The 24,033-nt window shown below is 63.4% G+C and carries 26 protein-coding genes and 1 pseudogene; 15 read left to right on the top strand and 12 right to left on the bottom strand.

From position 1 onward, the window contains the following. Nucleotides 1–6 precede the first annotated feature (6 nt). From AB4Y81_RS03425 to AB4Y81_RS03415, 3 genes are all read right to left on the bottom strand, one after another. Entirely contained in the window at nt 7–798 is a 792-nt protein-coding gene (locus AB4Y81_RS03425; protein ID WP_018776841.1) for an amino acid ABC transporter permease, read from the bottom strand. 94 nt (nt 799–892) lie between these two features. After that, entirely contained in the window at nt 893–1,690 is a 798-nt protein-coding gene (locus AB4Y81_RS03420; protein WP_018776840.1) for an ABC transporter substrate-binding protein, read from the bottom strand. Nucleotides 1,691–1,848: 158 nt separating this feature from the next. Beyond that, on the bottom strand, nt 1,849–3,198 hold the full coding sequence (locus AB4Y81_RS03415) for an isochorismate synthase (RefSeq protein WP_039242602.1): 1,350 nt from the start codon (nt 3,196–3,198) through the stop codon (nt 1,849–1,851). A 91-nt stretch (nt 3,199–3,289) separates the two neighbouring features. Between AB4Y81_RS03415 and AB4Y81_RS03410 the strand changes: the two genes are divergently transcribed. The 3 genes from AB4Y81_RS03410 to AB4Y81_RS03400 are packed head-to-tail and all read left to right on the top strand — an operon-like array spanning nt 3,290 to nt 6,537. Next, nucleotides 3,290–4,051 carry a demethylmenaquinone methyltransferase gene (locus AB4Y81_RS03410; protein WP_026267031.1) on the top strand — a complete coding sequence of 254 codons (762 nt, stop codon included), beginning with the start codon at nt 3,290–3,292 and terminating at the stop codon, nt 4,049–4,051. A gap of 29 nt (nt 4,052–4,080) precedes the next feature. Next, the gene (locus AB4Y81_RS03405) at nt 4,081–5,424 is read left to right on the top strand and encodes a geranylgeranyl reductase family protein (protein WP_441995260.1); all 1,344 of its coding nucleotides are present in this window, start codon (nt 4,081–4,083) and stop codon (nt 5,422–5,424) included. 9 nt (nt 5,425–5,433) lie between these two features. Continuing rightward, nucleotides 5,434–6,537, top strand: a complete 1,104-nt coding sequence (locus tag AB4Y81_RS03400) for a polyprenyl synthetase family protein (RefSeq protein ID WP_018776836.1) — start codon at nt 5,434–5,436, stop codon at nt 6,535–6,537. Nucleotides 6,538–6,661: 124 nt separating this feature from the next. On the opposite strand, the gene AB4Y81_RS03395 is transcribed toward AB4Y81_RS03400, so the two are convergent. The 3 genes from AB4Y81_RS03395 to AB4Y81_RS03385 all read right to left on the bottom strand — a co-directional run bounded on the left by AB4Y81_RS03395 (nt 6,662) and on the right by AB4Y81_RS03385 (nt 9,033). After that, the gene (locus AB4Y81_RS03395) at nt 6,662–7,531 is read right to left on the bottom strand and encodes a type IV toxin-antitoxin system AbiEi family antitoxin domain-containing protein (RefSeq protein WP_441995258.1); all 870 of its coding nucleotides are present in this window, start codon (nt 7,529–7,531) and stop codon (nt 6,662–6,664) included. Between the two features lie 391 nt (nt 7,532–7,922). Then, entirely contained in the window at nt 7,923–8,348 is a 426-nt protein-coding gene (locus AB4Y81_RS03390; protein ID WP_018776834.1) for a hypothetical protein, read from the bottom strand. 13 nt (nt 8,349–8,361) lie between these two features. Beyond that, on the bottom strand, nt 8,362–9,033 hold the full coding sequence (locus tag AB4Y81_RS03385) for a trimeric intracellular cation channel family protein (protein ID WP_189075310.1): 672 nt from the start codon (nt 9,031–9,033) through the stop codon (nt 8,362–8,364). Between AB4Y81_RS03385 and AB4Y81_RS03380 the strand changes: the two genes are divergently transcribed. The 10 genes from AB4Y81_RS03380 to AB4Y81_RS03335 all read left to right on the top strand — a co-directional run bounded on the left by AB4Y81_RS03380 (nt 9,034) and on the right by AB4Y81_RS03335 (nt 19,664). Further along, nucleotides 9,034–9,807 (top strand): sirohydrochlorin chelatase, encoded by a 774-nt coding sequence (locus AB4Y81_RS03380; RefSeq protein ID WP_018776832.1) that lies wholly within the window; start codon nt 9,034–9,036, stop codon nt 9,805–9,807. A 153-nt stretch (nt 9,808–9,960) separates the two neighbouring features. Further along, nucleotides 9,961–11,703 (top strand): nitrite/sulfite reductase, encoded by a 1,743-nt coding sequence (locus tag AB4Y81_RS03375; RefSeq protein WP_441995255.1) that lies wholly within the window; start codon nt 9,961–9,963, stop codon nt 11,701–11,703. Further along, nucleotides 11,700–12,434, top strand: a complete 735-nt coding sequence (locus AB4Y81_RS03370; protein WP_052247260.1) for a phosphoadenylyl-sulfate reductase — start codon at nt 11,700–11,702, stop codon at nt 12,432–12,434. Before AB4Y81_RS03375 ends, AB4Y81_RS03370 begins: the two co-directional genes overlap by 4 nt. After that, a complete protein-coding gene (gene cysD, locus AB4Y81_RS03365) occupies nt 12,431–13,438 on the top strand; it encodes a sulfate adenylyltransferase subunit CysD (protein WP_189075308.1) in 1,008 nt (335 codons plus the stop codon). Before AB4Y81_RS03370 ends, cysD begins: the two co-directional genes overlap by 4 nt. Then, a complete protein-coding gene (locus AB4Y81_RS03360; RefSeq protein WP_018776828.1) occupies nt 13,439–14,857 on the top strand; it encodes a sulfate adenylyltransferase subunit 1 in 1,419 nt (472 codons plus the stop codon). Nucleotides 14,858–14,956: 99 nt separating this feature from the next. Beyond that, nucleotides 14,957–15,910, top strand: a complete 954-nt coding sequence (gene mmuM, locus AB4Y81_RS03355) for a homocysteine S-methyltransferase (RefSeq protein ID WP_441995252.1) — start codon at nt 14,957–14,959, stop codon at nt 15,908–15,910. A 152-nt stretch (nt 15,911–16,062) separates the two neighbouring features. Continuing rightward, nucleotides 16,063–17,214, top strand: a complete 1,152-nt coding sequence (locus AB4Y81_RS03350) for an ABC transporter substrate-binding protein (RefSeq protein WP_018776826.1) — start codon at nt 16,063–16,065, stop codon at nt 17,212–17,214. Between the two features lie 99 nt (nt 17,215–17,313). Beyond that, nucleotides 17,314–18,045 (top strand): ABC transporter ATP-binding protein, encoded by a 732-nt coding sequence (locus tag AB4Y81_RS03345; protein ID WP_018776825.1) that lies wholly within the window; start codon nt 17,314–17,316, stop codon nt 18,043–18,045. Continuing rightward, nucleotides 18,035–18,979, top strand: coding sequence for an ABC transporter permease (locus tag AB4Y81_RS03340; RefSeq protein WP_422757296.1), 945 nt, complete (start codon nt 18,035–18,037; stop codon nt 18,977–18,979). Before AB4Y81_RS03345 ends, AB4Y81_RS03340 begins: the two co-directional genes overlap by 11 nt. Nucleotides 18,980–19,133: 154 nt before the next feature. After that, entirely contained in the window at nt 19,134–19,664 is a 531-nt protein-coding gene (locus tag AB4Y81_RS03335) for a hypothetical protein (protein WP_155845892.1), read from the top strand. Nucleotides 19,665–19,731: 67 nt separating this feature from the next. Here the strand turns inward: AB4Y81_RS03335 and AB4Y81_RS03330 are convergent, their stop codons facing one another. Further along, complete coding sequence (locus AB4Y81_RS03330) at nt 19,732–20,364, bottom strand: DUF305 domain-containing protein (protein WP_441995248.1); 633 nt, start codon at nt 20,362–20,364, stop codon at nt 19,732–19,734. Nucleotides 20,365–20,496: 132 nt separating this feature from the next. Then, the gene (locus AB4Y81_RS03325; RefSeq protein WP_144401314.1) at nt 20,497–20,928 is read right to left on the bottom strand and encodes a hypothetical protein; all 432 of its coding nucleotides are present in this window, start codon (nt 20,926–20,928) and stop codon (nt 20,497–20,499) included. 147 nt (nt 20,929–21,075) lie between these two features. On the opposite strand from AB4Y81_RS03325, the gene AB4Y81_RS03320 reads away from it, so the two are divergent. Next, nucleotides 21,076–21,633: a dihydrofolate reductase family protein gene (locus tag AB4Y81_RS03320; RefSeq protein WP_018776821.1), complete on the top strand. Its 558-nt coding sequence runs from the start codon at nt 21,076–21,078 to the stop codon at nt 21,631–21,633. A 35-nt stretch (nt 21,634–21,668) separates the two neighbouring features. Further along, nucleotides 21,669–21,935: pseudogene (locus AB4Y81_RS03315) on the top strand (LLM class flavin-dependent oxidoreductase); the annotation flags it as partial. Nucleotides 21,936–21,994: 59 nt separating this feature from the next. On the opposite strand, the gene AB4Y81_RS03310 reads toward AB4Y81_RS03315, so the two are convergent. From AB4Y81_RS03310 to AB4Y81_RS03295, 4 genes are all read right to left on the bottom strand, one after another. Then, a complete protein-coding gene (locus AB4Y81_RS03310) occupies nt 21,995–22,339 on the bottom strand; it encodes a hypothetical protein (RefSeq protein ID WP_441995246.1) in 345 nt (114 codons plus the stop codon). Between the two features lie 58 nt (nt 22,340–22,397). Further along, a complete protein-coding gene (locus tag AB4Y81_RS03305) occupies nt 22,398–22,556 on the bottom strand; it encodes a hypothetical protein (RefSeq protein ID WP_441995244.1) in 159 nt (52 codons plus the stop codon). Between the two features lie 126 nt (nt 22,557–22,682). Continuing rightward, entirely contained in the window at nt 22,683–23,234 is a 552-nt protein-coding gene (locus AB4Y81_RS03300) for a hypothetical protein (protein WP_441995242.1), read from the bottom strand. Nucleotides 23,235–23,376: 142 nt separating this feature from the next. Then, complete coding sequence (locus AB4Y81_RS03295) at nt 23,377–23,970, bottom strand: hypothetical protein (RefSeq protein ID WP_441995240.1); 594 nt, start codon at nt 23,968–23,970, stop codon at nt 23,377–23,379. Between the last annotated feature and the right edge of the window lie 63 nt (nt 23,971–24,033).

Below are 24,033 nucleotides of genomic sequence, written 5' to 3'. Positions count from 1 at the left end.
TCCTGCCTATCGCTTGGTCCGCGCGGAGCGGCTTTCGAACTTCCTGGCAAGGAGGCTCAAGGGGATGGTGATGACCAAGTAGAAAGCACCTGCCACGAGCAGGGGGGTGAGGCCCGCGCCGAGGCTGGAGATGCCGTCGCGGCCGAACTTGGTGAGCTCGTACTGGGACGCTGTGAGGCCCAGGACGTAGATCAGCGAGGAGTCCTTGGTGAGCAGGATGATCTCGTTGGTCAGCGGGGGGAGGACGATCTTGAAGGCCTGGGGAATGACGATCGAGACCATCGCACGCCAGTGCGGCATACCCAGTGAACGCGCTGCTTCCATCTGGCCCTTGGGCACGGCCTGCAGACCGGCGCGCAGGGTTTCAGCGATGTACGCAGACGCCACCATGCCCAGGGAAACCATGACCACGATGTTGACGTCCCACTGCACACCGAAAGCCAGGGGAACACCGTAGCCGAAAGCGATGAAGACCAGCAGGGCAGGGACGCCGCGGAAGAACTCGATGTACCCGGTGGCGATCCAGCGGTACAGGGGGAAGGAAGAGAGCTTCATGAGGGCCAGCAGGAGGCCGCCCGACAAGCCCACCACGAAGGCCAGCGCCGTGTAGATAAGGGTGTTCTTGAGGCCAACCAGGAAGATATCCGGGAACATCGGCCCGATTTTGGCGAAGTTGAAGACGCTGGTGCCGATCGTCTTCCAGTCCACAGCAAGGATTACTGCGGCCAGGACCACAACGAATATCCCGGCCTGGACGTACAAACTGACTTTGGCTCGTTGACGTGCAGTCATTGCCATGGTGTTCTCACATTCATGTTGCGCAGCCGGGCCCCGAAACAACGTATCGTTTCGGGGCCCGCCTGCGTGGATCTCGGGAGAGCCGGGGCTCGGACTACTTGGTGGCTTCGCCAAACCAGGTGGTCTGGAACTTCTTCAGGGAGCCGTCATCAGTGATGCGCTTCAGGGTGCCGTTCACGGCGTCAGCCATGGCGGTGTTGCCCTTCTTGATGGCGATGCCCAGCTTCTCGCCCGTCGCGTAGTCCTCGACGCGCTTGAGGTTGGAATCGTCCTTGATGGCGTAGCCCAGCACGGACTGGTTGCCGATGGCTGCGTCGATGGTGCCGGCCTTGAGGGCCTGGACCAGGAGGCCGGAGTCCTCGAACTGCTGCGCGTCGATGCCCTTGTCCTTGGCGTACTGGGCGCCGGTGGTTGCCTGCTGGACACCCACCTTCTTGCCCTTGGCGCCGTCAATGTTGTTAATGCCCGAGGACGAGGTGGCCACCAGGGTCAGGTCGTCATCGAGGTAGGGGTTGGAGAAGTCCATGACGTTCTTGCGGACGTCAGTGATGGAGATCGAGGAGATGGAGACGTCGCACCCAGTCAGTGCAGTGCCGGTCTCGATGGCTTCGAAGGAGCTGTCCACCACGTTGAGTTCTGCCTTGATGTCCTTTGCGATCTCGGCAGCGATGTCCATGTCGAAGCCGACAATCTTGCCGTCCTTCTGGAATTCGAAGGGCTCGTAGGGCACATCCGAGCAGACAGTCAGCTTGCCGGCATTGATGAGTTTCAAGCCCGAGCCATCCGAGGCTGCGGGAGTGGAGGAACCACCGCAGGCGGTGAGGGCCAGTGCGCCGGCTGCGAGCACGGCGGCAATCTTGGTGCCGGACAGAACCGAACGGGAGATCTGCATGTTGTTTACCTTTTGTTGCGGTGGATGCTGAACTGAGTCGGTTTTAGTGTAGCGCCGAACATGAGATGTGCATCACAGGAAACGAAGTTTCACTATTGGATAACTACTTTACTCATTAATCAAGCACTCAAAAGGAGTATCAGTCTGGAATCCCAGATTCAGCGCTTGATTCCCAATGCCTCAAGCATCGGCCGGAACTTTGCCCACGTCTCGGCCAGTTCAGCCTCCGGCTGCGAACCCTCCACGATGCCGCACCCGGCATAAAGCCGCACGGTGTTGGCGTCCTCGATCACGGCTCCGCGCAACGCAATTCCCCACTCGCCGTTGCCTGCAGCGTCCAGCCATCCGACCGGTCCGGCATAGGGGCCGCGGTCCAGATGTTCGAGTTTCCGGATCAACGCACCGGCCACCAGGGTGGGGGTTCCGCACACCGCAGCGGTTGGGTGCAACGCGTTGATCAAGGCCAGGCACGTCGGCACGTGACCTTCGATATCGGCCAGTTCCGCCTTCACATCCGACGCCAGGTGCCACACGTTGGGCAGCTCAAGGATGAAAGGCTCGCTATGGGAGTTCATCGCCTCGGAGAACGGTGCCAGCTGCCGGGTCAGCGAATCAATGGCGATCTCGTGTTCGTGGCGCTGCTTTTCCGAACCGGCCAGGACCCGCTCCGCATATTCCATGGGGGAGCCGTCCATGCCGTCCGCATCCCGGCGATCCAGCGTCCCGGCCAGGACCCGCGCTTGCGCAGTGCGGCCCTCCACCTGGATGAGCATCTCGGGGGTCGCGCCCACCAGGCCATCAACACCGTACGTCCAGCATTCGCGGTACCTTGCGGCAAGTTGGCGAAGTACCTCCGCAGCGTTGACGCCCGCGGGAAGGGTGGCAACGACGTCGCGCGCCAAAACCAGCTTCTCCAGCTTGCCGGCGCGGATCTCCTCGACGCCGTCGGCAACCGCCTTCATCCAGTTCGCCTCGCTGAGGGAACCATGGCTGAGGTATCCAGCCGAACCGTTGGCGGCAACAACCTCAGGTGGGAGTTCGACGTCGGACCCTCCTGTCGCTGAGCCGTCGCCATTGGGTTCGGTCAGCCAGCGTTCCACGGCGGCGAGGACACCGGCCTCGGTGAGGGGGCCGTCGTCGAACGTCAATTGAGTGGCCCAGCCGCGGCCGTCGCGGATACCGACCACCAATTCCGGGAGGATCAGGCGGGACACGTGCGGGGATGTTTTGGAGAAGGCGAACGAGCCGAAAGCCACGGGACCCGTGCCCGGAAGCTCCACGTGGTCCGTGATCTCTGCCTCAAGAATGAGGTGCCGCCACCAGATATCAGCCTCAAGGAAGCGCTCCGGGCCGGTGGCGTTGAAACGGGTCAGCTCGCCGTAGCCCACCAGGCCGGCCTCGCGCCGGGACCAGCAAAGGACGTCGTCCCGCACCAGAAACGACGGCAGCCCCCCTGGGGATGATTCAACATCGAGGGGGACTGTCAAGGTGCGGAGCGTGCTCGTCATGATGGAACAACAGTACTCCCGCGCGCAACCAGAACCTGAGCCGACTTCTACAGCGAAGCAAAGTCTGCTGAATGTCTGAGACAATTACTGGGTGAACCGAGCATCCTTGGAAAAGCGTCCGGACGAAGTTGCGACGATGTTTGATGATGTCGCCCCAAAATACGACGTCGTCAATGACGTCCTGTCCATGGGACAGACCCGGCGCTGGCGCCGGATCGTGGTGGACGCCATGGATGTGAAAGCGGGCCAGAAGGTCCTTGACCTCGCCGCCGGAACGGGCACTTCCAGCGAACCCTACGCCGACGCCGGCGTGGACGTGGTGGCCTGTGACTTCTCCTTGGGCATGCTCAAAGTGGGCAAGCGCCGCCGCCCGGACATCGACTTCATCGCCGGTGACGCCACCAACCTGCCCTTCGCGGACAACAGCTTTGACGCGTCCACCATTTCCTTTGGCCTGCGCAATGTCGTAGAACCCCGCAAGGCCCTGGAGGAAATGTTGCGCGTCACCAAGCCCGGCGGCCGCCTGGTCATTGCCGAGTTCTCGCACCCCGTGGTTCCCCTGTGGCGCAACCTCTACACCGAATACCTGATGCGCGCCCTGCCGGCCATCGCCACCAAGGTGTCGTCAAACCCGGATGCCTACGTGTACCTCGCTGAGTCCATCCGCGCCTGGCCGGACCAGGACCACCTGGCCCAGTGGCTCGCCGATGCCGGCTGGACCGACATCACCTACCGCAACCTCAGCGGTGGCATTGTTGCCGTGCACCGTGCGCAGAAGCCCGCAGAGCACCGCGAGAGTGTTCCCGTTGCCAAGCTGCGACGCCAAATCAAGCCGCGCCACCAGGCCGGCTAGCTCCGTACTGCCTGCTGACTTAGGACGACGTGAAAGTACTGATTGTTGGCGCGGGCCCGGCCGGGTCCACAGCCGCGTATTACCTCGCCCAAGCGGGCATCGACGTCACGGTGCTGGAAAAGACGTCGTTCCCCCGCGAGAAGGTCTGCGGAGATGGCCTCACCCCGCGGGCTGTTCGCGAGATCCAGAAGCTCGGCCTGCCCCACGCTGTTGAGGAAGGGTGGCGCCGCAACAAGGGCCTGCGCCTCATTGCCGGCGGTCGCACCATCGAGTTGCCCTGGCCTGAAGTTGCGGATTTCCCCACCTACGGACTGATCCGCACCCGCCTTGGCTTCGACGAGGACCTTGCCCGCCACGCAGAGTCGGCCGGGGCGGTGGTGCTGGAACGCCACAGCGTCACGTCCGCACTGACCGCCGATGACGGACGTGTCATCGGAGTCCGCGCTTCAATCCTGGACGAGTCCGGACGCAAGACGGGCGAAACGCGCGACTTCCACGCCGACGTCGTTCTCGCCGCCGACGGAAACTCGACGCGAACCGCCGTGTCGCTGGGTATGCACAAGCGTGACGACCGCCCGCTGGGCGTCGCCGTGCGTACTTACTTCACGTCCCCCCGCCATGAAGACGACTGGATGGAAGGCTGGCTGGAACTCCCCGGCAAGTCCGGCAAGCCACTGCCCGGCTACGGTTGGGTGTTCGGCGTCGGCGACGGCACGTCCAACGTCGGCCTGGGCATCCTGAATTCGTCCAAGGAATTCGGCAAGCTCGACTACAAGCAGGTCCTGCGCGAATGGACCGCCGGTATGCCATCGGAGTGGGGTTTCACCCCTGAAAACCAGGTGGGCGAAATCCGCGGCGCGGCGCTGCCGATGGGCTTCAACCGCACGCCGCACTACTCGCCCGGGCTGCTTCTGCTGGGCGACGCCGGCGGCATGGTGTCCCCGTTCAACGGCGAAGGCATTTCCTACGCAATGGAGTCGGCCCGGTTCGCCGCTGAGTTCATCATCGACGCCTCCTCCCGTTCGGCTTCAGCCGGGTGGACCGTCGACGACGCCGACGCGCACCTTGCCCGGTACGCGGACTATGTGCGGGACAAGTGGGGATCGCACTTCACGCTGGGAAGGCTCTTTGCTTCCTTGATTGGCAAGCCCGCGGTGATGAAGCTCGCACTGCGCACCGGTATGCCGATTCCCGTGCTGATGCGTTTTGTAGTGCGCATGCTCGCGAACCTGACCGACCCGTCCGCGAAGGGCTTCGAAGACCGCGTGATCCGGGTCCTCGAGATGCTGGTTCCGGCAACGTCCAACAGTTCCTCTGCCCGCGCTGTGACGCCGGCAGGCTCCGACACCGCGGTTTCCGCAACAACTAGTTAGGGTTAACCCGTGACGAACTCTGCCGAACACAGCTGGACGCATGCCGGGCACGGCTTGCCGGACTCCACCGAGCCTTCCTTGAACACCACGGCAATTGCGACGGGCCTCCAGCTGCCCGCAGGTTTTGCTGCCATTGCAGGCGACGCCGAGCTTGGCCCTGCCATCACCAACAACCTTGCCCGGGTGGAGAAGAAGCTTCGCGAAGCCATCTCCAACTCGGACCCCCTGGCTGACGCGACGTCACGTCACCTGGTGGAAGCCGGTGGCAAGCGCATCCGTCCGCTGCTCACCCTGCTGTGCGCACACCTGGGCGATGCTTCCCGGCCCGAGGTTGTCCAGGCAGCCGTGGTTGTTGAGCTCACGCACCTCGCGACGCTCTACCACGATGACGTGATGGACTCCGCCCCGTTCCGCCGTGGAGCTCCCACCGCCCACGAGGTCTGGGGCAACTCCGTGGCCATCCTCACCGGTGACCTCATCTTCGCCCGCGCCTCCATCCTGGTCTCCGAGCTCGGCTCCCGTGCACTCGGCATCCAGGCGCGCACCTTCGAACGCCTCTGCCTTGGCCAGCTGCACGAAACCGTGGGGCCCCGCGAGGACGAAGATCCCGTAGAGCACTACTTGTCCGTCATCGCCGACAAGACCGGTTCACTCGTAGCGGCGTCCGGCCAGCTGGGTGCGATCTTCGCCGGCGCTGATGAGGCATTTGAAGACCTGTTGGTGGAGTACGGCGAAAAGGTGGGCGTTGCCTTCCAGCTGGCTGACGACGTCATCGATGTCACCGGGGTGAAGGTCAAGTCCGGAAAGTCCCCGGGCACCGACCTCCGCGAAGGCGTACCCACTCTGCCCGTCCTGTTGCTGCGACGCGATGCTGCCGCAGGGGATACCTCCGCTGCCGAACTCCTTGAACTGATCGACGGCGACCTCTCCTCCGATTCGGCACTGGCTGAGGCCGTGGCCGGCCTGCGCGAGCACCCCGTGACCAACGAGTCCTGGAAGATCGCCCGCCAGTGGTCCGCCGAGGCCGTTGCTGCCCTGGCTCCGCTGCCGGAAGGTGTGGTGAAGGATTCACTGACCAACTTCGCCCACGCAGTGGTGGACCGCAGCAGCTAAGTCTTCCTGGGCGTGGCTTCCTGACCCGCTTTAGGCGCTTGACGGCCGCTTTGCACCCTTTTCGGGTTGCAAAGCGGCCGTTTTCGTTCCAAAGTAGCTCGGGTCGCCACGGCGGACGGTCTAATCACGACGCCGGCACCCACTTTGGTGTCCACCGCGACGGTCCGAAGTGCCCGGCTTCCCTGTTACCCAGCACGATGAGCACTTCAGCCACCATCTTCCCCGGATGGTGGACGACGTCGGAGTAGTAATAGCGGAGAACCAGCAGCCCGCCACGCATGCTGGCGTTGTTCCGGTACTGGTCCTTCTTAACCTGCCTGCCTTCCAAGTGGGTACCGCCGTCCAGCTCGATCACCAGGCAATCGTTGACCAGGCAGTCGACTTCACCAACTCCGGGTAGCTGCACGTGCATCTTCACCCTGAGTCCTGCCCTGGTGAAGTGGACATGAGCCAGGACTTCCAGCAAAGAATCCGCCCTGGGAAGGACCAACCCCACAACAGCCCGCGCCCGGCCATTGCGGGGACCCGCCAATTTGGACCTTAGATAATCCGGGCTGAGCAGCGCCTGGCTCACAGCACTCTGGACCATGACCAGGGACTCCAGCTCCGGCCGGCAACGAAGGGCGTGAATGAGAACGTCAGCCACGCCTGCAACAGGTAGATAGGGATGCGGGGGATGGGTCATGCAGGCGTGGTCAACAACCTGCGGGTTGGGCAGGCCGTTGCCGCAGCTTAAGTGCGAAGTTTCTGGTTCGCGAAGTACCCAAAGGCCGTAGAACCTCGCTGCCGAGATACAGGTCAGGCGGCCATTCGCGCGAAAGGCGGCTACGACGTCGGCGTCTGCTCCTTTGGTGACGTAGACGCCTCGCTGCAATCTGGTGATCACCCCGTTGCTCAACGCCGATGCCAGTGTTCGTTCAGGGAACCCGGCCCGCTTCAAGTCTGCGGTTCTGGCCGCGCCGAGTCTGGATCGGAGGAATTGGGTGAGGTCCATCAGGCTATGGTTGCGGCGTTGGAGACTCCCCAGAGCCTGCTTTTCGGCCTATGTGGATAACTACACCGGGCCGTAAAAACGCAACGGCATCTTTGAATTTACATTGACGCTAAGAGTTGCGCTTGTGACAGGATTGTCATAAGCTATTCACGGATCCACTAAATGCCTCCGGTGGGTCTGATGCGAACGGAGATTGTGGTCCCGGTTCGGTGCAGCGTATGACTCGTAACGTTGCAGCGAGCCGGGGCCATTCCGTTTAAGCCCGGAAACCCGTGGCTTTGTGACCTTCTTTCAACGCAAAACAGCCCCTATGCAATCAATCAAGGTTGCATAGGGGCTGCGCGTCGTTCAAACAAGGTCAGGAAGCCACGGGGGCGCCCTGAAAAAGGACCTAGTCCTCGTCGTCGTTGAAGGCCCACTCGAACATGTCGAAGACGAACTCGGAGAACGTGCCTTCCTCGCTCTTCCACTGGCCGCGGGCGTTGTTGCGGCGCCAGACGATGGGGTCCGGGATGCTGAGGTCCGCGGTGCGGAAGCCCCAGGTGAACTGTTCGTCCTCGTCCTCAAGGAACATGAGGAAGCCTTCGTCATCGACTTCCAGTTCCTCGGGGTCCCAGAAGTAGTGGTAGGCCTCCATGAGGTCCTCGCAACCGCCGATGGCAAGGTAGAACTCGCGAAGGACCAGTGGGATGGTGAAGGAGTGTTCAGCGAGGGCGTCGTCCAGTTCGTCGGGCGTGAGGCCGTCTTCTTCCTGCCATTCATCCTCGAGATACTTTGGGACCAGCGCGCGGAACTTCTCGAGGAACATGTCAGTCATGCTCTTATCCTAGCTAATCCCGGGGACCCGAAATTGCGCCCCCACCAGTACCGGCACGGTGCCATCCCCGGACAGCCAACGGCACGTACCAGCTGCGTCGCCAGGCCGTCACCCGGAACGCGAAAACAACACCGGCAATGACACAAGCAGTGAGCCCGCTGAAGAGCCCCAGATGCCACATCAACGTGGTCAAGCCAGCACCTACGAAGGCAGGCAGTGCATAGATGTCGCGGTTGTTGAACAGGGTGGGGATCTCGTTGGCGGTGATGTCGCGAAGCAAACCACCGCCAACGCCCGTGGCCACACCCAGCAAGATCGCAGCCACGGGGTTCATGCCGGCACTGATGGCTTTGAGCGTTCCGGTAATGCAGAACAAGGCGAGTCCGCCGGCGTCGAACAACGTCAAAAGCGAGGTGAATCGCTGGACGGAGGAGAACAGGTAGTAGACCAGCATGGCTGCGAGCAGCGGCGGCGCCAGATAGGCGGGATTCGTGAAGGCGATGGGAGGCCCGGCATTGATGACGATGTCGCGGATCACGCCGCCGCCCAAGGCAGCGATGGAGGCAAGCAGTATGGAGCCAACAAAGTCGAACTGCTTCCGGGCGGCCAACAGCGACCCGGAAACCGCGAAAAAGAACACGCCGATGAGGTCAAGCCAGAGAAGAACAATGTCAATGGAAATCAAGTGGACTGGTTCTTTCTTAACGTGCTTCACAACAGGTGCTGGCTCAACGTTACGCTAGCTCCCATGAACAGCCCCGTTTTGATCGCTTGCGCCCACGGAACCCGCAACGCTGAGGGCCAGGCGGCCATTCGCCGGGTGATGGCCGAGATCGAGGAACTCCGTCCCGGACTCCAGGTCCTGGAGGCCTACGTCGACGTCCAGGAACCCGAGTTGTCCGGCGTGGTGGAGGGCCTGCCCGAGGGGACTGCCGCCGTCGTCGTGCCGCTCCTGCTGTCCACCGGCTTCCACATCAAGGTCGACGTGCCCAAGGCGATCAAGAGCCGGCCCGAAGTCGTGGCCGCCAGGCCGCTGGGCCCGGATCCGCGGCTTGCCGAACTGCTGGCCACTCATCTGCGCGCCTCGGGACTGGAAGAGAACGACGGCGTCCTGCTGGCTGCCGCGGGCTCGTCGCTGCCGGACGGATCGGTGGACTCGGAGGAGCAGGCTCGCCTGCTGGGGGAGCTGCTGCCGAACAAGGTGCGGGTCGCCTATGGTGCCAGCGCCCAGCCCAACGTGCCCGACGGCGTCGCCTCCTTGCGTGCCGAACTCGCCAATGATCCGAGCGGCTCCCACGGCAGGGTCTTCATAGCCTCCTACCTGCTGGCCACCGGCTACTTCCATGACCAATTGGCGAAGGCCGGTGCCGACGTTGTTGCGGCTCCGCTGCTGCCGTCGAAGGTTCTGGCCGAGATTGCCCTGGAACGCTACGACGCGGTGTTGGAAAGCCTCTCCTAACCTTTGTTTGCAAGGAAAACCGCCCTTCGGGGACCTGCATATCAGGCTGTCCGGAACAAGGCCGCTGGCGTGTTCGTGACGAAATGTTTCCCTAGGTGACTCAACATTTCCGGACCTTTGCTGGCGAAATCTGGCCAGACCTACAGTCGATGTATGACAGATACAGCTGTAGCCGGTGYGTCCGCTGACGCCGCAGTCCCTTCGCGCCCAGCACGCACCCGCCCGGCGGCCAAGCCCCATGGCCAGTGGAAGGTTGACGGCACCGCGCCGCTCAACGCCAACGAGACCTGGAAGCAGGAAGACAACGGCCTGAACGTCCGCGAGCGGATTGAGTCTGTCTACTCCAAGGAAGGCTTCGATTCGATCGACGGAACCGACCTGCATGGCCGTTTCCGCTGGTGGGGCCTCTACACACAGCGCAAGCCCGGGATCGACGGCGGCAAGACCGCCACCCTGGAGCCGCACGAGCTCGAAGACAAGTACTTCATGCTGCGCGTCCGCATCGATGGCGGTGCGCTCACCACCGAGCAGTTGCGCGTTATCGGCCAGATCTCCGTGGACTTCGCCCGAGGCTCCGCCGACCTCACGGACCGCCAGAACATCCAGCTGCACTGGATCCGCGTGGAGGATGTGCCGGAAATCTGGCGCCGCCTGGAGGGCATCGGCCTGTCCACTACGGAAGCCTGCGGCGACGTCCCGCGTGTCATCCTCGGCTCCCCGGTTGCGGGTATCGCCAAGGACGAGATCATCGATCCCACGCCGCTCATCCACGAACTCGCGGAGCGCTTCATCGGCGACCCCGAGCTCGCCAACCTGCCGCGTAAATACAAGACCGCCATCACGGGCCACCCGTCCCAGGACGTCGTGCACGAGATCAACGACTTCGCCCTGGTGGGCGTCGTCCACCCTGAGCTTGGCGCCGGCTACGACCTCTGGGTTGGCGGCGGCCTGTCCACCAACCCCCGCCTGGCCGAACGCCTGGGTGTGTTCGTTTCCGCCGACGTCGCCGCTGAAGTGTGGCTGGGCGTCACCAGTATCTTCCGTGACTACGGCTACCGCCGGATGCGCACCAAGGCCCGCCTGAAGTTCCTCATGAACGACTGGGGCCCGGCCAAGTTCCGCCAGATCCTCGAAGACGAATACCTTGGCTTCAAGCTTCCGGACGGCCCTGCCGCGCCCAAGCCCAGCGCCCCGGGTGACCACATCGGCGTGCACGAGCAGAAGGACGGCAAGTTCTTCATCGGCGTGACCCCCACCGTGGGACGCACGTCCGGCGAGGCACTGGTGACGCTGGCCGACACCCTGGAAAAGCACGGTTCCTACCGCCTGCGCACAACTCCCCACCAGAAGCTCGTCATCCTGGACGTGGCCAAGGAGCAGGTGGAGCCGCTCATCGCTGAACTGGACACCTTGGGCCTGTCGGCCCGCCCGTCCGTGTTCCGTCGCGGCACCATTGCCTGCACGGGCATTGAGTTCTGCAAGCTGGCCATCGTCGAAACCAAGGTCACGGCAGCTACCGCTATCGCCGAGCTGGAACGCCGCTTGGCCGACCTCGTGGAGACCAAGCAGCTGCCCTCGGCACTGTCCCTCCACATCAACGGCTGCCCGAACTCCTGCGCACGTATCCAGACGGCCGACATCGGCCTGAAGGGCATGATGCTGCCAACGCCCGACGGCGACCCCACCCCGGGTTTCCAGGTCCACCTCGGTGGCGGGCTGGCGAACAACGAGCGCGAGGAAGCCGGTTTGGGACGCACCGTCCGCGGCCTCAAGGTCACGGTGGAAGACCTGCCCGATTACGTGGAGCGCGTGGTCCGCAAGTTCGTCGCCGTCGGCGCCGAGGGGCAGACCTTCGCCGAGTGGGCACACTCCGCAGATGAAGGAGACCTCCAATGACAGATCCACAAACGCTTCCGGCCGTGCGTACCCTGCGGTCTCCGGAAGAGCTCAAGGCACTGGCCGAAGCCGGTGCCGCGGAGCTTGGCTGGAACGCCACGGCCCAGGAGGCAATCGCCTGGGTGGCACGGAACTTCGAACTGCCGGCCATCACCGTGGCGTGCTCCATGGCCGACGCCGTCCTGCCGGCCATGGTCGCGGACCAGCTTCCCGGCGTCGACGTTTTGTTCCTCGAAACCGGCTACCACTTCAAGGAAACCTACGAGACCCGCGACGAAGTAGCTGCCAACCTGCGCGTCAACGTCGTGGACGTCCTGCCGGAGAACACCGTGGAACAGCAGGACCGCCTGCTGGGCAAGGATCTGTTCGCCCGGGACGCCGCACAGTGCTGCGCGCTGCGCAAGGTCCAGCCGCTGCGCCGCTCGCTGTCCGGCTATGAGGTGTGGTTCACCGGCGTCCGTCGCGATGAAGCCCCCACCCGCACCAACACACCGGTGGTCACCTGGGACGAAGGTTTCGGCCTGGTCAAGGTGAACCCGATGGTGGACTGGTCCTTCGATCAGTTGCTGGAGTACTCCGAGGACAACATCCTCCCCGTCAACCCCCTCCTGAGCCAGGGCTACCCGTCCATCGGCTGCCAGCCCTGCACCCGCAAAGTGGCCCCGGGCGAAGACCCCCGAGCCGGCCGCTGGGCAGGTTCCGACAAGACAGAATGCGGACTACACACATGAGCACTCAAACAACCAGCGAGGACCTCGAGTTGAACCAGTTGCAGAGCGAAGCTGAAGGGGCCGCCGCGGCGTGGCGGGCATCGCGAAGCGGGCACGGCGGCCCTTTAGCTGAGCGCCTGAGCTCACTGGACACCCTCGAGTCCGAAGCAATTCACATCATCCGTGAGGTAGTTGCCGAATTCGAGAAGCCTGCGCTGCTGTTCTCCGGCGGCAAGGACTCCGTGGTTATGCTGCACCTGGCCACCAAGGCATTCTGGCCCGGCAAGGTCCCTTTCCCGGTGCTGCACGTCGATACCGGCCACAACTTTCCGGAGGTCATCGACTTCCGCGACCGCACCGTTGAGCGCCTCGGTTTGAAGCTGGTTGTCGGTTCGGTGCAGGAGTTCATCGACCGCGGCGAACTGGCTGAGCGTGCCGATGGCACCCGCAACCCGCTGCAGACCGTCCCGCTGCTGGACGCGATCCAGCGCAACAAGTTCGACGCCGTTTTCGGTGGTGGCCGTCGCGACGAGGACAAGGCCCGCGCCAAGGAGCGCATCCTGAGCCTCCGTGACGAATTCGGCCAGTGGGATCCGCGCAACCAGCGTCCCGAACTCTGGAACCTGTACAACGGCCGCCACACGGTGGGCCAGCACGTCCGTGCGTTCCCCATCAGCAACTGGACCGAGCTGGACATCTGGCGCTACATCGAGCGCGAGAACATCGAGCTTCCCAGCCTGTACTACGCCCACGAGCGTGAAGTCTTCGCCCGCGACGGCATGTGGCGTGCAGTGGGCGAAGTTTCCCAGCCGCTGCCCCACGAGGACGTCATCACCAAACTGGTCCGCTACCGGACCGTGGGCGACATGTCCTGCACAGGTGCGGTCGAGTCCGAAGCACGCACCGTGGCCGACGTCGTAGTTGAAGTCGCTGCCTCCACCCTGACAGAACGTGGCGCCACCCGGGCAGATGACCGCATCTCCGAGGCCGCCATGGAAGACCGCAAGAAGGACGGCTACTTCTAAATGAGCACCGAAACATTGGCTGCCGGGCTGGAAACGGCCCTGCCCACAACCCTGTTCCGTTTCGCCACTGCCGGATCGGTCGACGACGGCAAGTCCACTCTGGTGGGACGCCTCCTTCACGATTCCAAGGCGATCCTTGCCGACACGCTCGACGCCGTCGCCCGCACCTCTGCCGACCGCGGCTTCGGTGGGGAGAAGGGCGGAATCGACCTCGCCCTCCTGACAGACGGCCTGCGCGCCGAGCGTGAGCAGGGCATCACCATCGATGTGGCCTACCGGTACTTCGCAACGGACCGCCGCAGCTTTATCCTTGCCGACTGCCCCGGCCACGTTCAGTACACCAAGAACACGGTGACCGGCGCGTCCACTGCGGATGCCGTCGTCGTACTCATTGACGCCCGCAAGGGTGTGCTGGAGCAGACCCGCCGGCACCTGTCCGTGCTGCAGTTGCTGCGCGTTGCCCACGTCATCGTGGCGGTCAACAAGATCGACCTGGTGGACTTCAGCGAGCAGGTGTTCCGCGACATCGAGGCTGATGTGCAGAAGGTCGGCCGTGAGCTTGGCCTTGGTCGTGACGATTCGAATGCGGGCGGGGTGACCGATCTTTTCGTGGTTCCGGTGTCCGCCCTGGATGGCGACAACGTAGTGGACCGCTCGGACCGTACCCCCTGGTACACCGGCCCTGCGCTGCTGGAGGTCCTCGAAACCCTTCCCGCCGCCGACGAGCTCGAAGCCGAACTGGAGAGCTTCCGCTTCCCGGTACAACTGGTCATCCGTCCGCAGGGGGCCTTGGCTCCTGATGCTGTGGCTGGCGGGCTCGACGTAGAGGCCTACCGCGATTACCGGGCCTACGCAGGCCAGATCACGGAAGGCTCCGTGAAGGTAGGCGACGAAGTGTCCGTCATCAGCCCCGGCCACGAACCGCGCATCACCACGGTGGTCGGCATCGACTTCGCCGGCCAGTCGCTGGAGGAAGCTGCGGCACCACAGTCTGTGGCCGTCCGTTTGGCTGACGAGATCGACATTGCCCGTGGTGACACCATCGCCGCTGCCGGGACTGTCCGCGAAAGCTCCGCCGACCTCTACGCATCGTTGGCCTGGCTGTCACCGAAGCCGCTGCGCGAAGGCCAGAAGGTCCTGGTGAAGCACGGTACGCGCACGGTCCAGGCCCTGGTCCGCAACGTCACCGGCAAGCTGGACCTGGCTACCTTCACCGTAGAGCCCACCAGCACCTTGGAACTGAACGACATCGGGCATGCCCAGCTCCGGCTCGCCGCTGCTTTGCCGTTGGAAAATTACCTGCACCACCGCCGCACCGGCGCATTCCTGGTGATCGACCCCATCGACGGCAACACGCTGGCCGCCGGCCTGGTCAAGGACCACCCGGGCGACCACGAAGACGAACGTTACGTCATTTAGGGTCATACGTAGTCACAAACCGCAGCTTGTTCGCGACCCTCACGTTGTAAGGCGTGACCGACGAACAAGCTGCGGTTTTCTTTTACCGGGGAAGGACCCATGCCACAGAACACCACGCTCAGCACCCTCCTTGAGGCAGGCACAGACCTGGTCCTGGACGGAGCGCTGGCCACCGAACTGGAAGCCCACGGCTGCGATCTGGAAGATGCCCTGTGGTCTGCCAAGGTCCTGCTGGAACAGCCGCACCTGATCAAACAGGTCCACCGCGACTACTTCGACGCCGGTGCCTCCGTAGCCATCACAGCCAGCTACCAGGCGACCCCACAGGGCTTCGCGCGGCGCGGGCTTTCCGTTCCGGAGTCCTTGGAACTGGTGGCATTGAGCGTCCGCTTGGCCGATGAGGCGCGACAGGAAGCCTTGGCGGAGGGTTCTGCGAATGGGCCATTGCTGGTAGCCGGATCCGTTGGACCGTACGGCGCCTACCTTGCCGACGGCTCCGAGTACCGGGGCGATTACACGCTTTCCGCCGCGGAATTCCAGGATTTCCACCGGCCACGGATCGCGGCGCTGGTAGAGGCCGGCGCGGATTTCCTGGCCTGTGAGACGCTGCCGTCGTACGCCGAAGCAGAGGCGCTGTTGGCGCTCGTGGCGGAGTTCGACGTCGAAGCCTGGTTTACGTTTACGCTGCGGGACAGCGGCCACATCAGTGACGGAACGCCGCTGGAGCAGGTGGCTGCGCTGCTCAGCGCGGAACCGCGCGTGGCCGCCGTCGGTATTAACTGCGTGCCGCTGGAACTGGTGTCGGAGGCGCTGGGCAACCTTCAGCAGGCCTCCGGCAAACCACTTGTGGCCTACCCGAATTCGGGGGAGAGCTACGATGCCGTGACGAAAACGTGGGGACCGTCCCAGGGTGTCCAAGGCGGCGGCACGCTGGCCGGCAACGCTGCGGACTGGCGGGATCGTGGAGCCCATCTCATAGGTGGCTGCTGCCGCACAACTCCGCGCGACATTGAAGAGCTTGCGGCGAATATGACGCCACGTGAACCTTCGTGAACCTTGGTTTCTGCGGGATTGAAGCGGAAATATGACAGTCCCTACTGTGAAGGCATGACCTCTCCGGAATGGTCCTTCCTTGCCCAACACGGGCGATGTCACGGGGCCTGATCTTCGCCCCTTTCGCATCCCACTTCTCATAAGGACCCCCCATGGCAAACACACCCGAGTCACAGAAACCCGATTCCGGTACCACCCGCATCGTCGCCGGTGAGACCGCACCCAAGCCCAAGCGCCGCCGCACCATCGAGATCGCCCTGGCCGTCGGCCTCGTGCTGCTGATCGGTGCAGGCGCGGCAGTGGCCTCCGCAGTTTCCAACAGCAACCAGGCTGCGCCGGCCCCCGCCACCACACCGGCGGCGGAGCTCAAGCTCGGCTACTTCAGCAACGTCACGCACGGTCCGGCCCTGGTCGGTACCAGCAAGGGCATCTTCGCCAAGAACCTCGGCGACACCAAGCTCACCACCCAGATCTTCAACGCCGGTCCCGCCGCCATCGAAGCCCTGAACGCCGGAGCCATAGACGCCACCTACATCGGCCCGAACCCGGCCATCAACTCCTTCGTCAAGAGCAACGGCGAGTCCATCAGCATCATCGCCGGCGCAGCATCCGGCGGTGCCCAGCTCGTGGTCAAGCCGGAGATCAACTCCGCAGCCGACCTCAAGGGCAAGGTCCTCAGCACGCCCCAGCTGGGCGGTACCCAGGACGTTGCACTGCGCGCCTGGTTGGGTCACCAGGGATTCAAGACCAACACGGACGGCAGCGGCGACGTCAACATCAACCCGACCGAAAACGCCCAGTCGCTGAAGCTCTTCCAGGACGGAAAGCTCGACGGCGCGTGGTTGCCTGAGCCGTGGGCCTCCCGTTTGGTCCTCGAAGCAGGAGCGAAGGTCCTGGTTGACGAGAAGGACCTCTGGGAGAACGGTGACTTCACCACCACCATCCTGATCGTGAACAAGAAGTTCGCCGCCGAACACCCGGAAACCGTCAAGGCACTCCTCAAGGGCCACGTGGAATCCGTGAACTGGCTCAACTCGGCCTCGGCTGAAGAGAAGGCCACCACCATCAACGCAGTCCTCAAGGACACGGCAGGCAAGCCACTTCCGGCGAATGTCATTGAGCGTGCTTTGCAGAACATCAAGTTCACCACTGACCCGCTCGCCGGGACGTACAAGAAGCTGCTCCAGGACGGCGTGGACGCGGGTACCACCAAGACCGCCGATATCAACGGCATCTTCGACCTCCGCACCTTGAACGAGGTTGAAGGCAAGAAGACCTCCGCCGCGGGTCTTGGCCAGGACTAAGCAGTAACGGGCTGGTCCGCTTCCCCTTGCGATTCTCATGGGGGAGCGGACCGGCCCTTAGGCACATCAGCTCTACCAATCAACACGAAGGACGGGACCATGCCAGTCGTACTCGAGAACCTGGGCAAACGCTTCGGCGACGGCGCCCCGGTGCTGGACGACGTCAACGCCACCATCGCGCAGGGAGAGTTTGTCGCCCTCCTCGGCGCGTCCGGCTGCGGCAAGTCCACCCTGCTGAACATCATGGCGGGACTGGAGAAGCCGACGTCGGGCGCTCTTGAAGTACCCAGCGACGGTGCCGCCTTCATGTTCCAGGACGCGTCCTTGTTCCCGTGGTTGACCGCGCGGGGAAACATCGAGCTTGCGCTGCAGTTGGCCGACAAGTCCAGCACCAAGGCGGGACGTCGGGAACGTGCCAACGAACTGCTGGAACTCGTGCACTTGGGCGGCGCGGGGGACAAGCGTCCCCACGAGCTCTCCGGCGGCATGCGGCAGCGCGTGGCCTTGGCGCGTTCACTGGCACAGGACCGGCAACTGCTGCTGATGGACGAGCCTTTTGCCGCCTTGGACGCCATTACCCGGGACCTCCTCCACGATGAGCTTGAGCGCATCTGGAAGGAAACCGGCCGGACCATCGTGTTCGTGACCCACAACGTCCGTGAAGCCGTTCGCCTGGGCCAGCGCGTGCTGTTGCTTTCGTCGCGTCCGGGTCGTGTGGTGGCCGAATGGGAAGTCACCGAGGAACACCGGACCGACGCCGGCCGTGCCGGGGAGTTGACCGGTGTCATTACCCGACGCCTTCGCGAGGAGATCCGCCGCCATGCCAAGTAACCCCATCACCACCGAAGAGCGGACCCTTCCCGTGACCGAATCCAAAGAACACATCACGTCGCCGTCGCTGAAGGGCAATGCCTCGGATCTCCGCGACCTCGAAGCAGGTTTGGACAACCTCCAGTCAGACGTCGGGAGCAAGCGAGGCATCGACTGGAAGCGTGTCCTCCTTCCCGTCGTGGCGCTGGTGGTCCTCATCCTCGCCTGGCAGTTCTACGTGTCGCTGGGCCTCAAGCGCCGTGACCAGGTTCCCGGTCCTCTCGATGTGCTCAACCAGCTTGTGGTCCTGTGGAGTGAGGGCAAAGTCCAGGAATCCGTGTGGACTTCGTTGCAGCGCGGCTTGGTTGGCTTCCTGATCTCGGTCGTCGTCGCCACGCCCGTGGGCTTGCTGCTTGCCCAGGTTGCGCCTTTGCGGCGTGCCTTCGGTCCGCTGATTTCCGGTCTTCAGGTGTTGCCGTCAGTTGCCTGGGTTCCCGCCGCCATCATCTGGTTCGGTTTGACGGACGCAACCGTGTACTTTGTGGTCCTCATGGGTGCCATCCCGTCCATCATCAACGGGCTCATCTCCGGCGTCGACCAGATCCCGCCGCAGTACCGCAGCGTTGGAACCGTCCTTGGTGCGAACCGGCTCCAGATGGCGCTGCAGATCGTCCTTCCCGCGGCCCTTCCCGGGTACATCGGTGGCTTGAAGCAAGGGTGGGCCTTCTCCTGGCGCTCACTGATGGCCGCCGAAATCATTGCTGTGGGTGGCACCATCGGCTTTGGCCTGGGCTCGCTCCTTGACCAGGGCCGCGCGTTGTCCGATATGGCTATCGTCATGGCCGCGATCCTGTTGATCCTGTTCGTGGGCATCCTCATCGAGCTCCTGGTGTTCGGGCCGATTGAGAAGCGCCTCCTGCAGCGCAGGGGTCTGCTGGCAGGCAGCAGCCGCTAACCCCCTTAAGAGCAACGCGGGGTCACTTTTGGCCCATGTTTGCCGTAAACATGGGCCAAAAGTGACCCCGCGTTCTTGTTCTCTGGTTCCCGCGCGTCCCGGCTGCTATGTTTGAGCCGCCTCCACTTGGAGACGCGACGGGGGATTGCTGCTCATGAAACGTGGAGTGCTCGCTGCGACGGTTGTCGTTGCCGCCTTCACCGTGTCAGGGTGCGTTCCAGACATCAATGCGAACCCGGAATCATCTTCGGCAATACAACAGGTCATTGAGCGTGCGATTGATCGCCGTAACCAGCAGCTCATGGCCGGTGTCGAATCATCGGTCGATGAGATCAGCCAGGATTTCGTCCAGGACTCCGTTGCAGGCATCGCTCAGGACTACGAGCTCCTCCATCAGCGCAGGGAACGCCTGGCTTCGCACGCGTTTGGGTATACGGGAATACGTTCCGGGATAACCATGAAGGAGCTCACCGTCTCACAGGACCGTGCAGAGGCGCTCGTTTCGGAAAAGACCCAGATCTCCTATCCGCCTGTCGGCGGCGTTCAGGGCCCGGAAGAAGGTTACGTCTACGAGCAGAAAGTCACTCTTGAAAAAGTGGGGACCCAGTGGAAAATCATCACCCAGGGCCCAGCGAGTCCGGAAGGACTCCTCCCATCGACGGTGATTGACCACCGCTCAGGTTAGTGCCGCGTTGTTGTTCGGAACGCCCGACGGCGGCCTCCCGCCGTCAGGCGTTTAGGGAACCGTGACGCTAGAGCCCGGCCAGGAGGGCCTTCATGTCCTGAATCTCCTTCTCTTGAGCGGCAACAATGTCCTTGCCCAGTTGGACGGCCTCGGGGTTCTTGCCCTCGCTGATCTCGGTTTTGGCCATGGCCACTGCACCTTCGTGATGCGCGATCATTTGGGCGAGGTAGAGCCTGGCTGCTTCCGCGCCCTGGGCGTCGCTGAGTTTCTGCAGTTCGGCATCGCTCAACATGCCGTCCATGCTGTGGCCGCTGTGCGGGGAGGATCCCATGGTGGGCTCATTCCAGCCTTTCAGCCACCGCGTCATCTTCTCGATTTCGGGTGCCTGGGCCGCTTTGATCTGAACCGCCAACGCAGCCACCGCAGGCGGAATATCCTTCTTGGCCAGGATTGCATCCGACATTTCGACGGCCTGGGCATGGTGCGGAATCATCATTTGGGCGAACATCGTGTCCGCGTCGTTGTGGGCTGACGCAGCGCTGTCCGAGGAAGCGCTTCCCGCAGAAGGGCTGGCCGAGGCCGTCGGCTGGCCGTGATCCATGCCCGGCATTGAATCGGAGCCGGAATTCGAAGCGCAGCCGGCCAGTGCGATCAGGCCTGCCAAAGCGGTTCCGGTGACAATAATGCGTGCTTTGTTCATCAGTGATTGGTCCTTTGCCTATTCGGGCGGCGCTGTGGTCGGCCGCCAAGGGTAAGCAGATGCGCGCCCCGCTGCCATTGGGCCAGGGGCGTGGCGAAGTCGGGCCGCGAGATGTCGGCCCGGGCACGGTGCTTACGTCCTGCTGATGCTGAGTTGCCCGGGGGTGGGCGCTGCTGGTCGGTAAGACCAGGAAGGAGGGGCCTCGTCGGTTCCCCAAGCGACGGGAATGGTGGCGATGCCGATACCCGGAGGCGGCGCCGCCAGGGAACCGGTCTTCAGCGAAGGGGTGCAGTTGGCGCTAGAAGATTGAGCGCAGGAGCAACTTCCCGACGCGCACTGCTCCGCCTCGGAAGGAGAGGTCGCCAGGAGGTGCTTTGAGGAGCCATGCTCGTGGTGGGAAGCGGTAGTCACCGTGAGCGTAGCGGGGTTGGCCGCGTGTGCGCCGTGAGATCCGCTGACCACGTGCATTCCGAAGATGCCCGCAATGACAGCCGCTACCAGGAGCAAGAGGGACGCGCGACGAAGGATGACGGCGGCAGCGTGCAAGGACGTGGTCCTGTTCATTGTTCGTCACCACCTCCCCTGGATATACGGTCACCAGCAGCATACCCCTGGAGGGTATCCACCTTCGCGCTTTGAGGCATTTTGCCCCTCAATCGGACGCCCCGATCTTCCGCTGCGCATTTCCTTTCGAACGCCTAGAATCACCAAATGGGCCTACTAACGTTCAGCATCAACGTCACTTTGGACGGTTGCGTCGACCATCGGGAGGGCATCGCCGACGACGAGACGCACGCCTACTTCACCCGGCTTCTGGAAGAGGGCGGGGCAATGCTTTGGGGCCGTACCACCTACGAAATGATGGAGAGCTACTGGCCGTCGGTTGCCAGTGGCGAGATCGAGGCGCCGCCAGCCCTAAAGGACTGGGCGGTGAAACTGGAGGAGATGCCCAAGTACGTGGTGTCGGCGACGCGAAGCGACTTTCCGTGGACCAAAAGCCACCACCTGACTGGCGAGCTGCGCACGGCCGTGCAGGAACTCAAGGACAGGACTCCCGATGGGGTGCTTGTGGGCAGCGGCAAACTTGCCACGGAGTTGGACCGCCTTGACTTGGTTGACGAGTACAAGTTCCTCGTCCACCCCATGATTACCGGTCACGGACCCACCCTGTACCAGGACGGATTGCCCAGCACGCGGCGCCTGGAGCTGGTCTCGGCGGAGCCTTTGAGTAACGGCACGGTCGCCATGCATTACCGCCGTGCTGATTGAGGAATGAGCACGCGTCGGCCAGCGTTGTTCCGGACATGCACAACAAACGGATCGGTTTCCTGTCCTTTGGCCATTGGGCCCGCGTCCCCGGCTCCTTGGTTCCCACTGCCGGCGAGGCCCTGAAGCAAGCGATCGAACTGGCCGTCGCCGCGGAGGAATCGGGCATCGACGGTGCGTTCTTCCGTGTGCACCACTTTGCGCGCCAGCAGGCCTCGCCGTTCCCCCTTCTTGCAGCCATCGCAGCTCGGACCAGCCGTATCGAGATGGGCACCGGCGTGATCGACATGCGCTACGAAAACCCCTAGCGTCTCAGTGAGCTAAAGAGGACACAGAAAAACCCCCGGTTTCCCAGGGGTTTTCGTTAGTTAATGGCCTCCCACTTGCCCTCGCGGTTCTTCTCCTCTTGGGTGACCGCTCCAGCGTTCGGAGTGCCGAAGCAATCCAGGGGAGCGAGCTCAGGCTCGCCGTAGTAGTCCTCGTCAGCGTCGGACTCCTCCAGGCGGCGCCCGTAGTAGTTCACGTTCCCGTCGTCGTCCAGGAGGCGGAAGGCGACGCCCTCACCGGCCAGGAGGCGGGCCTCGTCGCGGTCACTCGCCGAGCCAGGGCCGACGAGGTTCTTCGCGTGAAGGTTGCTCTTGCCGTCCGGCCGCTCGGCCTTGTCCTCGGCGCTGGCGACGTTGTCCTTCGTGATGATAAAAGCGGTCATTCTGAGATCCTTCCAGGGAGAGGGCCCCCGGTCCATTGCCGGGAGCCCGTCGGGGTATTTAGAGAGCGGCGATCAGGAGAGCGGGGTCCGCGAGGGAGGCCATGCGAACGGCCATACCGGCAACGGCCTTGCGGGCTTCCTGGTCGGTAGCTTCGATCAGGCCGGACTCGATAGCGCGGGCTACGGCCTTCTGAGCGATTTCGCTGAGCTTGTCCATGGTTCCTCCTCGTAGTGTTCCTTGCTTGTGTAAACAGTCTAAGTCACGAAAGGCGCCTTACGCAAGTTGAGAAACAAGTAGGCCCCTGACGTGTCGCCGGGGGCCTACTCGTCAGGCGCAGGTCGATTAACCGACGGCGCCCTTGAAAATGGCGGGCTTGTCCATCATGTTCGGAGCGGTGATTTCAACGCGGACGTCGCCGTAGCTAGCCGAAGGGATACCGTAGCCAACTTTCACGGTCGACGTCTCGCCGGGAAGGATCTCGGAGAAGGAAGCGGCGCCGATACCGGCCTGGATATCCGTGGCCGTCTGGGCCTTGGTGCCCTGGGCGCCGTAGCTGACCTTCGGGAAGCTCATAAGGGCGCCGTTTACCGACTCTTTGCTGCCGTTCGTTACTGAGATATCAAACGTAACGATGTTGCCCTCGACGGCACCGGCCGCATACTGGGCGGCGGTCACGACGGCGGGCTTTACCGTCACGGCTACGCCGCTCGGGAAAGTGATCGTATCGGCGAAGGTTCCGGAGAGCTTCGAGGCGGCGGGCGTCTCGGCGGCAGCCGGGGCCGCTTCGGAGGCGGCCGGAGCGGCGGGGGTGACGGTGTTAGCGCCGCCGCAAGCGGTCAGTGAGAGAGCCAGGACGGCGGAAGCCGCCAGGGCGGGCCATGCGAACTTAGACAAAGGAGATCCCCATTCATAAAAAGAGTGCAGTAACTACCGGAATAGACTAAGCGGCGACAGGCGCCACACGCAAGAAAACCCCCAGTGTCTCCACTGAGGGTTTCATTGTTACGAGGAGCGTAGCCGCCTCCCGCGTGGCGCCTTACGCTTCTATCATTTGCTCGTTGTGGCAGGGGCAGAACGGGGCGCCGTACTCTTCGAGCCACTGGCGGGTCATACGTGCTTTGTAGCCGGAGCCTTCGGAGCATTCGACCTTCATCATGCGCGTGGTCTGCTTCTTCGGGCCGTCGGCGCCTTGGCCGGGGTTCACGATCGCCGCGTGAGGGTAGTCGCCGAGGTTGGCCGCGATCTTTTCGAGTTCGGCTTTGAGGTCGTCTCCGGCGACGGTGGCCGTCATTTTGCCAGTGAGGCCGACAGCCTTCGCGATCTTGGCGAAGCGCCCCTTGTGGCCGCTCACGCAATCGTCGATCGCGTGGATCAGTTCGTGCGCCAGGACGTCCAGGACGCGGACGGCGTCCTCCAGGACCGGGCTGATGAACAACTGAGAGACGGAGTCAGAGGCGACCTTCGTGCTCCAGCACTGACCGATAACAGAGTTCTTCCGGCCGTTGCCACCGGGCCAGCCGACGGAGACGCGGACCTCGGGGAGGGTTTCCTCGACGGCGGCGAAGATCGGGGCGAGGGCGGCAACGGCGGCGACGAGCCACTCTTCGCGAGTCTGGAATTTTGCGGTCATGGTGAGCTCCTTCGGTGGGGGTCGATCAGGTCGTGTAAACAGCATATGACGCGAGAGGCGACT

The sequence above is a fragment of the Paenarthrobacter sp. TAF1 genome (assembly GCF_052113825.1).
Classification (GTDB): Bacteria; Actinomycetota; Actinomycetes; order Actinomycetales; family Micrococcaceae; genus Arthrobacter; species Arthrobacter nicotinovorans.
The sequence above is the reverse complement of the archived record's forward strand: the minus strand, read 5'-3'. Positions and strand labels throughout refer to the sequence as shown.